The following is a 6,204-nucleotide window of genomic DNA, read 5'->3' as shown; positions in this document are numbered from 1 at the left end:
CCCGCTTCCGGGATATTGGAGAGCAGGCCGCCGAAGCCAATCGGCAGCAACAACAACGGCTCGAACTTCTTCGCAATCGCCAGCCACAGCAGCAGCAGGCTGACCAGCAGCATGATGGCCTGGCCTGCGCCAAGGTGCATCAGTCCCATGCCCTGAAGCAGGGCGTTCAGACTTTCCATTTCAGTTCTCCGTTACGCCAGCGTCATCAGGGTGTCGCCCACGGAGACCGCGTCCCCGGACTTCACCGCGATACCGCGGACGGTGCCGGCCTGCGCGGCGCGGATTTCGGTTTCCATCTTCATGGCTTCCAGAATCAGCAGCACATCGCCTTCGGCCACGTTCTGGCCTTCGGTGGCAATCACCTTCCAGATGTTACCCGCCAGCGGCGCGGTGACCGGGGTGCCGGCGCCTGCCGGAGCAACCGGGGATGCCGCCTGAACCGGCGTAGACGAAGCCGCCGTCAGTTGGCTGATATCGCCGCCGTCGCTGACTTTGACCACAAAGGCTTTGCCTTCCACTTCCACGGTGTAGACGCCGGAGGCGGCAGGCTTCTCTGCTTTTGCCACCGGCTGCGCGGCTTCCGCCTGCGGCAGTGGCTCAAACGCCGCCGGGTTGTGGCGGTTCTCAAGGAATTTGAGGCCGATTTGCGGGAACAGCGCCACGGTGAGTACGTCGTCGATGGCGTTTCCCGCCAGAGTGATGCCCTTCTCCTGCGCCTGGCGCCTGACGTCCGCTTCCAGTTCAGCCAGTTCCGGTTTGAGTAAATCCGCCGGACGGCAGGTCACCGGAGCGCCCCCTTCCAGCACGCGGGCCTGTAACGCGGCGTTCACCGGCACCGGGGTGTGGCCGTATTCGCCTTTCAGAATGCCGGCGGTCTCTTTGGCGATGGTTTTGTAGCGCTCGCCGGTCAGGACGTTGAGCACCGCCTGGGTGCCGACAATCTGCGAGGTCGGGGTCACCAGCGGGATAAAGCCGAGGTCCTCGCGCACGCGGGGGATTTCCGCCAGCACCTGGTCCAGCCTGTCCGCCGCGTTCTGCTGCTTCAGCTGGCTTTCGAGGTTGGTGAGCATCCCGCCCGGCACCTGGGCCACGAGGATGCGGCTGTCGTAGCCCTTCAGCTGGCCTTCAAAGGCGTGGTATTTTTTGCGCACCTCGCGGAAGTACGCGGCGATGCTCTCCAGCTTCAGGATATCCAGCCCGGTGTCATGCTCAGTACCTGCCAACGTCGCCACCAGCGCCTCGGTGGCCGGGTGGCCGTAGGTGGCGCTCATGGAGGAAATCGCCGTGTCGACGCCGTCAACGCCCGCCTCGATGGCCTTCAGCAGCGCCATCTCCGCCATCCCGGTGGTGGCGTGACAGTGCAGGTGCAGGCGCACCTCAAAACGTTTTTTGATTTCGCTGACCAGCTCAAAAGCGGCCATCGGGGTGAGAATGCCGGACATATCCTTAATCGCAATGGAATCGACGCCGGTTTCCAGCAGCTGTTCGGTTAAGTCCAGCCAGGTCTGCAGCGTGTGCGCCGGGCTGGTGGTATAGCTCAGCGTGCCCTGGGCGTGCGCGCCGTGGCTGCGCACCGCCTGCAGGGCGGCTTTCATATTGCGCGGGTCGTTCATGGCATCGAAGACGCGGAACACGTCCATGCCGTTTTTGACGGCGCGCTCGGTGAAGCGCTCCACCACGTCATCGGCGTAGTGGCGGTAGCCGAGCAGGTTCTGGCCGCGCAGCAGCATCTGCAGCGGGGTCTTCGGCATGGCCTTTTTAAGCTCGCGCAGGCGGACCCACGGGTCTTCGCCGAGGAAGCGGATACAGGCGTCAAAGGTGGCGCCGCCCCAGCATTCGAGGGAGCCGTAGCCCACGTCGTCGAGCTGAGCGGCAATCGGCAGCATATCGTCAAGACGCAGGCGGGTGGCGAACAGAGACTGGTGGGCGTCACGCAGGACGACGTCGGTAATGGCAATAGTCATGGATCCCTCCGGGAATTAAGCGTTAAGGCGGTGATGGTGAATGGCGGCGGCAATCACCGGCTTTAAGCGGGTGAAGTCGTCCACGACGGGAACGGCGCGCGGTGCGGGCGCGGCGACGGGTTCCGGGAAGAAGCGAGTAATCACGGCAGACATGCCGCGAATGGCGAAAATCAGCAGGAACAGAAAGCTCAGTACGAACCCCATCCCTAAAAACATCAGGGTGAAACCTTCACCCAGTAGTACAGCTTCATTCATGAATCATTTTCCATAATGAGAGGCACGACGGTGGCCTTGACGACAACCTTCCTGGTGAATCCGGCTAAGGAGTAGAGTGGATTTCCCTTGGCCACCTCTGGCTTTGGCCTCTACTTTTCTCCAGGTCATTTGCGGCAAAGACACCGCCGTGCGTTTTTTTACACCATCATGCTGAACACGATGCTAGCGATAACCAGCACAATACCGCCGCCCAGACGAGAGGAAATTTGTGCATATGAAATGAGATTCATACGGTTACAGGCGGAGAGCACTTCCAGATCGCCGGAGCCGCCGCGGTTGGCCATACAAAGACCCGCAGTAATGGATGATTCAATCGGGTAGAAGCCAATCAACCAGCCCCCGATAGCTGCGCCAACGACAGCGCCGACCACAATGATTGCGGCGATAACGACGTTCGCGAACGTCAGGGCATCGATGATCTCTTGCAGATCGGTGTAGCAAACACCCACACCGACCATCAACACCCACAGCAGTTGTTTGGAGAAGAAGTCAGAAAGACGTTTCGCCCCGGCTTTAATCTCCGGTGAGCAAAGACCTGATGCGTTCAGCGCAGCAACAATCAGGACCATCCAGGCGAAGTAGTGAATAGAGACGCCGCCGATGCTTGGCAGAATTTTTTTGGCAACGACATAGGCCAGCAGGAAGCAGGTGGTGGATAGCACCATGCCAACCGCCGTTTCACGATGGGTAATCTGACCGGCCTTTTCATCATCTTCGGTTTTGAAGGAAGCCTTACGAACCAATTCACCTTCACCGCTAAGCCAGGTGTATTTTTTGCCTATCATATCGAGGAGGGCGGCGAAAATAATGGCGAAGATATTCGCAATGGTCAGAATAGCAATAGCCGTTGAGTAATACTCTTCGCGAGAACGTCCGGTAACCGAGTGATAAATTTCAGACAGAGGCACGGCGCCCGCGCCGTTACCACCGCCCATAATCGGCAGAACGTACAGCATCATGATACGGTCGACCGGGATACCGAAGCACAGACCAATGACGATACCGAAAAGGGACGCGCCGACAATCCCGGCGAGGATGGTTGGGATATAGCCCAGCAGTGATTTTAATAGCAGCTTACGGTTTACCGACAGGATCGCGCCTGTGATCAACACTGCGATAAACAGGTTAAGGAAGTTGCTTTTATCCATTACGTTGCTGATCGCATCAATTTCTTTCTGCGTAAATATGCCAGCATAGACAAAATAAGCTGCAACCAGAAATATCATAACCGGTGCGCCGCCAATATATTTATTGAAGATCGGTAAACGTTTGCCGATTTCACCAAAAATGGCCCCCATCACAAACATAAGGGCAAAACCACCGACTAAGTCAGTAGGTATAGCATTATAAAAATGAGAAAGTAATAAAGTAATTAATGCAAAGGCATAAAGCGGTAGCGGCATACCAAAGATTTTGAATCTGAGTAAATCGCTAGCCCCCTTTTTCTCCGTCGCCGAAGCCTGGGTCATGTTGGTCATAAACATTTTCCTGTGTATTGATGGATAACAAGACCCGCGCATACTAATAAATTCAATGAACCGTGAGATGTGACTATCTTCACTGAATGGTTGTGTTTTTAATTAATTTAATTATTTTTATTAACTCTGGTTAATTAAGGAAATAAAAACCATAAAGCTTATAAAAGCAAGGGGGAAAGTGTGATGTCTATTCCAGACGAGTAATACAAACGCTGGCGAAATATGCGACGTTATTTGCTGACGGATGCAGAATAGAGTGAATCTAATATTTAAACGCATTTATTTGCAAAAGGATGTATTGCGTCGCGAGTCGGTCGCCATGTTTCTGGAGGGCGTGGGACTCGCCCTGGAAGATGATTGTGAAATCGCGGTATGCGCATATTGGCAGGGTGAGATAGTCGGGTGCGGTTCTCTGGCCGGGAACGTACTGAAATGCATCGCCGTTTCCCCGGTTTTACAAGGGGAAGGGCTCAGCCTCAAACTGCTGACTGAGCTGCTTACATTGGCCTACGAGTTAAACCGCAGCGAGCTTTTCCTGTTCACTAAGCCGCAAAATCGGTTGCTGTTTTCTGGCGCGGGGTTTTGGCCCATTGCGCAGGCAGGTGAGCTGGCGGTGTTAATGGAGAACAGCAGTGAACGGTTAGCGCGCTTTTGTCGCCAACTGGCGCTTTATCGTCAACCGGGAAAAACGATCGGCGCCATCGTCATGAACGCCAATCCGTTTACCTTGGGCCACCGTTATCTGGTGGAGCAAGCGGCTGCGGCCTGTGACTGGTTGCATCTGTTTGTGGTCAAAGAAGATGCTTCATTTTTTTCCTATACCGACCGTTGGGCGCTGATCGAACAAGGAATCGCGGGTATTGACAACGTCACGTTGCATTCCGGCTCCGCTTATATGATCTCGCGTGCGACGTTTCCCGGCTATTTCCTCAAAGAAAAAGGGGTTGTGGACGACTGCCATTGCCAGATCGATCTGCAACTCTTCCGTGAACATTTGGCTCCAGCGCTGGGGATTACCCATCGTTTTGTCGGCAGTGAACCGTTCTGTCCGCTGACTTGCGCCTATAACCAGCGAATGCACGACATTTTGCACGATCCGAAGTGTAGCGGCCCGGTTATTGAGGTCGTCGAGCTGGCGCGGGTGGAGAAAAACGGCGCGGCTATTTCCGCCTCTCGCGTCAGAAAACTGTATAGCGAACGTAATTGGCCGGCGATAAGCGCGCTGGTGCCTGCTGGCACCCTGGCATATCTGCAGCGGCATGCCGCCAGACACACTGAAACCATATGACGTAACACCGTTAACAAGGAACATAACTAATGAAAATCATTAAAGATGCCCTGGCAGGCACGCTGGAATCCAGCGATGTGATGATCAGGATTGGTCCATCCAGCGAGCCAGGAATTCGGCTGGAGCTAGAGAGTCTGGTGAAGCAGCAGTTTGGCGCGGCGATTGAGCAGGTGGTTCGGGAAACGCTGGCGAAGCTGGGCGTCGAACGCGCGTTGGTTAGCGTCGATGACAAAGGCGCGCTGGAGTGCATTTTACGCGCCCGAGTGCAGGCGGCGGCGCTGCGCGCTGCAGAACAAACGGAAATTCAATGGAGTGCGTTATGAGACCTCGTCGCAGTATGTTGTTTATCCCCGGCGCAAATGCGGCCATGTTGAGCACCTCGTTTGTCTATGGTGCGGACGCGGTGATGTTCGACTTAGAAGACGCCGTAGCATTACGTGAGAAAGATACCGCCCGTCTTTTAGTCCATCACGCGCTTCAACATCCGTTCTATCAGGATGTTGAAAAAGTGGTGCGCATTAATCCACTGAACACGCCGTTCGGTCTGGCCGATCTTGAAGCCGTCGTGCGTGGTGGCGTGGATATTGTGCGTCTACCGAAAACCGACAGCAAAAACGATGTGCTGGAGCTGGAAGCGCAGATCGAACGGATCGAGCGTGAATGTGGACGTGAAGTTGGCAGTACCAGGCTAATGGCGGCGATCGAATCAGCGAAAGGCGTGGTCAATGCCGTCGACATCGCCACCTCCAGCCCGCGCATGGTGGCGATTGCGCTGGCGGCATTTGATTACGTGATGGATATGGGCACCTGCCGGGGCGATGGCACCGAGCTGTTCTACGCCCGCTGCGCAGTGCTGCATGCGGCGCGCGTTGCGGGTATTGCCGCCTATGATGTCGTTTGGTCGGATATCAATAATGAAGAAGGCTTCCTGAAGGAAGTGCAGTTGGCGAAAGGGCTTGGTTTTAACGGTAAGTCCTTAGTGAACCCACGTCAGATTGAGCTGTTACATCAGGCTTATTCTCCGACACGTAAAGAAGTTGAGCATGCGTATGAGGTGATTGCCGCCGCTGAAGAGGCTGAGTCTCGCGGTCTGGGCGTCGTTTCACTCAACGGCAAAATGATTGACGGCCCGATTATCGACCACGCGCGCAAAGTGGTGGCGCTGTCGGCTTCCGGTATTCGTGATTAAGGAAGGAAC

7 protein-coding genes are annotated in these 6,204 nt (G+C 55.6%); 3 read left to right on the top strand and 4 right to left on the bottom strand.

Annotation, left to right across the window (positions count from 1 at the left end):
* The 4 genes from ABVN44_RS18360 to citS form a co-directional block, all read right to left on the bottom strand.
* A partial coding sequence (locus tag ABVN44_RS18360) for a sodium ion-translocating decarboxylase subunit beta (RefSeq protein WP_001707323.1) occupies window positions 1-179 on the bottom strand: 179 nt, incomplete at its 3' end.
* 12 nt (window positions 180-191) lie between these two features.
* On the bottom strand, window positions 192-1,964 hold the full coding sequence (gene oadA / locus ABVN44_RS18355) for a sodium-extruding oxaloacetate decarboxylase subunit alpha (RefSeq protein WP_079840669.1): 1,773 nt from the start codon (window positions 1,962-1,964) through the stop codon (window positions 192-194).
* A gap of 15 nt (window positions 1,965-1,979) precedes the next feature.
* On the bottom strand, window positions 1,980-2,219 hold the full coding sequence (locus tag ABVN44_RS18350) for an oxaloacetate decarboxylase subunit gamma (RefSeq protein WP_001001155.1): 240 nt from the start codon (window positions 2,217-2,219) through the stop codon (window positions 1,980-1,982).
* Window positions 2,220-2,377: 158 nt separating this feature from the next.
* On the bottom strand, window positions 2,378-3,718 hold the full coding sequence (gene citS, locus ABVN44_RS18345) for a citrate/sodium symporter CitS (protein WP_000183602.1): 1,341 nt from the start codon (window positions 3,716-3,718) through the stop codon (window positions 2,378-2,380).
* A gap of 244 nt (window positions 3,719-3,962) precedes the next feature.
* Between citS and citC the strand changes: the two genes are divergently transcribed.
* Genes citC through citE form a run of 3 tightly spaced genes read left to right on the top strand, consistent with a single transcriptional unit; the run spans window position 3,963 to window position 6,195 of the window.
* Window positions 3,963-5,006: a [citrate (pro-3S)-lyase] ligase gene (gene citC / locus ABVN44_RS18340; RefSeq protein ID WP_072103663.1), complete on the top strand. Its 1,044-nt coding sequence runs from the start codon at window positions 3,963-3,965 to the stop codon at window positions 5,004-5,006.
* Between the two features lie 29 nt (window positions 5,007-5,035).
* The gene (citD, locus tag ABVN44_RS18335) at window positions 5,036-5,329 is read left to right on the top strand and encodes a citrate lyase acyl carrier protein (RefSeq protein ID WP_000691461.1); all 294 of its coding nucleotides are present in this window, start codon (window positions 5,036-5,038) and stop codon (window positions 5,327-5,329) included.
* The gene (citE, locus tag ABVN44_RS18330; protein WP_001247813.1) at window positions 5,326-6,195 is read left to right on the top strand and encodes a citrate (pro-3S)-lyase subunit beta; all 870 of its coding nucleotides are present in this window, start codon (window positions 5,326-5,328) and stop codon (window positions 6,193-6,195) included. Before citD ends, citE begins: the two co-directional genes overlap by 4 nt.
* Window positions 6,196-6,204 lie beyond the last annotated feature (9 nt).

Source organism: Salmonella sp. SJTUF15570, assembly GCF_043357055.1.
Taxonomy (GTDB): Bacteria; Pseudomonadota; Gammaproteobacteria; order Enterobacterales; family Enterobacteriaceae; genus Salmonella; species Salmonella enterica.
The sequence above is the reverse complement of the archived record's forward strand: the minus strand, read 5'-3'. Positions and strand labels throughout refer to the sequence as shown.